This window comes from Algibacter sp. 2305UL17-15 (assembly GCF_040720935.1).
Lineage (GTDB): Bacteria > Bacteroidota > Bacteroidia > Flavobacteriales > Flavobacteriaceae > Jejuia.
This window is the reverse complement of sequence record NZ_JBFDAE010000032.1, coordinates 1-2,780: the sequence shown is the minus strand read 5'-3', so window position 1 is coordinate 2,780 and position 2,780 is coordinate 1. Positions and strand designations below refer to the sequence as shown.

Genomic DNA, 2,780 nt, shown 5'->3' with positions numbered 1-2,780 from the left:
CCGTGTAAAAATAATTGCTCGGGCAACTGCATATCTGGAAAATTCCTGCGGAATTTTCTCCGGCTCGATTTTGTTTGCTAAATTAGTGGCTTAATCACGCAACTATCATTACACGCGGCACGTTACCTGCAAGCTAAAAAAACATCCGTCTAAATTGAAAAACTTATATATAATAGGAAATGGATTTGATATGTATCACGGACTTGATACTAAATATCAGTCATTTGCAAAATTTCTTTCCAAAGAAAATAATGAAATTTATGAACTCATACTTACATATTATGGATTACCCGATATTTCTGAAAATCCAGTTAGTGATGATGAGTACAATCTGTGGTCAAGCTTTGAATTGGCTCTTGCAGATTTAGATTACGAGCAAGTTCTTGAAGATAAATCTGATTATGCTGCTAATCCTGGAAGTCCAGATTTTAGAGATAGGGATTGGCATTCTTATCAAATCGAAATGGAACTGATAATTGATAAGTTGACTAATGGGTTAATTTCTGTTTTTAATTCATTTATACTTAATGTTGAATTTCCAGTATCAATAAATGAATATCAAATTGAACTAGAAGCAAGTAGCGTTTTTCTTAACTTTAATTATACAAATACATTAGAAAGGTATTATGAAATTTTAGAAAATAATATTTGCTATATACACAATAAAGTAAAAGCAGAGAAAAGTGATATAATTTTGGGGCACGGTACCGACCCTGAAAATTTCAAAGAAGAAAAAGTAGTTCCACCTACTGGACTTTCGGACGAGGAAATGCAACAATGGGAGGAACATATGTCTGACCAATTTGATTTATCGTACGAAGATGCAAAAGGAGAAATTCTATCATATTATACTCACGCATTTAAAAATACTCAAACTGCAATTGATAAAAATATTGACTTTTTTAATAGTTTGGAAAATGTTCAAAATATTTTCGTTTTAGGTCATTCAATGTCAGAAGTGGATATAAAATATTTTGAAAAAATAGTAAGTATCAGTAAAGGAAATCCGAATTGGGTTGTTTCCTACCACAGAGAAGATGAAAAAGAAAAATATTTGAATATTTTAATTCATTTAGGAATTGTAAAAAATAAAGCAAAACAAATAAAAATTGATGATTTACGTAAAACTCAAAAATAAAAACATCTTATGAAAAGAATAATCTTAATTATAATATTAGTAGTTTCTCAAACTAATTTGTTTTCACAAACAAAAAAAGAAACTTACGATTATCTAAACGAAAAACTTGAAATTTACAAACTTGAGGATATTAAAATAAATTATATTTATAAATTTCAGGAAGTTCAAATTGAGAATGAAAACTATATAAATTTAATAGTATTTTGCACCCTGTTTTCTACTTGTACCACAGCATACCTATTTCAACCAAAAAATTATTCTACTTTGCTCATAAAAGAAAAAGATGAGGCAATTTGGGTGGAAATACATTGTAAACCTAATTCAATAGAATCTGAACAGTTTGATTTAGAAACTGAAAAACGACATAAAGGAGATAATAAATCTAAAATGACCATTATTTTGGACAAAAACACACCAGTAGATGAAATTAATAAAATTAAAAAAGCATTTATTCATTTATTGAAACTTTACGGTGTTGAAAAAAAGGATATATTTGATTAAAAGCCAGCAGGTAACACAGTATAAAAATAATTGCGGTTTAGTGCTAAATCAAAGGTCGTTGCGTGTTTGTAACGTCTGATTTTCCTGCGGAAAATCCTCGCACACAAAACCGCACTATTCTTATACATAAACGTTGTGCATAATTACCCTGAACAGAAATGAATTTACTAGACGATAAAATTGCGGATTGGGAAAAAAGGAAATCTGAAATTAAGAATTATTATTTCCCTGAATTGCCTTCAAAAAAAAGAATTAAAAAAATAATAGAAAAATATATTTACCCTACCATCAAAGATAAAGGCTTTAAATTTCAAAAGACAAATTTGAGTCTTGTGAAAAATACTGATGAAAATATTTTAACGATACATTTTGAGCCTCATTCAAATAACTATAAAGAAACAGTATCATTCAGATTAAATATAAAATTAGTTTCCAAAAAATATGCTTCTTGGGCAGAAAAAAAATACGAAAGTGATTATAAAAAAAATGGCTTTTTATTAGATGATTATCACCATACATTGGGATTTTGGAAACGAAAAATTAATGAAGATTGGTATCGCTTATCAATTGACGATAATAAATTTATAACAGACGAAATTACTTCTAACCTTTTGAATTTATCCGATATTGAACTTGACAAGTATAATGCTTTAGAAAAAGTAATTGATGAAAAAATTTGCTTTTTAAAAGAACTAAAATATTTAAATATCTTTGATTGCAACTTTGTATTAGATTTAGCTGAAATCACTAATCAGACCAAAAAAATTAAAATTATTATAGGAGATTTATATGAATATTGGATGAATCAAAAAGAATACTCTGATAAGAAACAAAAAGAGATTTATATTGAACTGAAAAATAGAATTTCGCAAAAATAACTATGCACAACACCGTATATAATTTATTGCTAGTTCTAGCCTACTTACGAAAATCCTCGCGGATTTTCTATTCGGTTTTTATTTGCTAAATTACGTGCTAAACCACGCAACAAACCATATACAAACACGTTGTGTGCAAGTTTGACCCGTCCTGAATAAAGGCTACACAATCTTAATCAATTATGTACAAAAATGACAAAGTAATCAGACGGTATTCCGAATCTTTTAAACTCAAAATTTTAGACGAACTTACCGCAGGAAAA

General features: G+C 28.4%; 3 protein-coding genes. All 3 read left to right on the top strand.

Annotated elements, in window-relative coordinates:
* Positions 1-154 precede the first annotated feature (154 nt).
* The 3 genes from ABXQ82_RS18685 to ABXQ82_RS18675 all read left to right on the top strand — a co-directional run bounded on the left by ABXQ82_RS18685 (position 155) and on the right by ABXQ82_RS18675 (position 2,517).
* Positions 155-1,138: a bacteriophage abortive infection AbiH family protein gene (locus tag ABXQ82_RS18685; protein ID WP_367063311.1), complete on the top strand. Its 984-nt coding sequence runs from the start codon at positions 155-157 to the stop codon at positions 1,136-1,138.
* Positions 1,139-1,147: 9 nt separating this feature from the next.
* A complete protein-coding gene (locus ABXQ82_RS18680) occupies positions 1,148-1,639 on the top strand; it encodes a hypothetical protein (protein WP_367063309.1) in 492 nt (163 codons plus the stop codon).
* A gap of 158 nt (positions 1,640-1,797) precedes the next feature.
* Entirely contained in the window at positions 1,798-2,517 is a 720-nt protein-coding gene (locus tag ABXQ82_RS18675) for a hypothetical protein (RefSeq protein WP_367063307.1), read from the top strand.
* Positions 2,518-2,780 lie beyond the last annotated feature (263 nt).

What these genes read in the sequence shown, in the direction of transcription:
- ABXQ82_RS18680 (WP_367063309.1), top strand. Translation starts at nt 1,148, where the DNA reads ATGAAAAGAATAATCTTAATTATAATATTAGTAGTTTCTCAAACTAAT.
- ABXQ82_RS18675 (WP_367063307.1), top strand. Translation starts at nt 1,798, where the DNA reads ATGAATTTACTAGACGATAAAATTGCGGATTGGGAAAAAAGGAAATCT.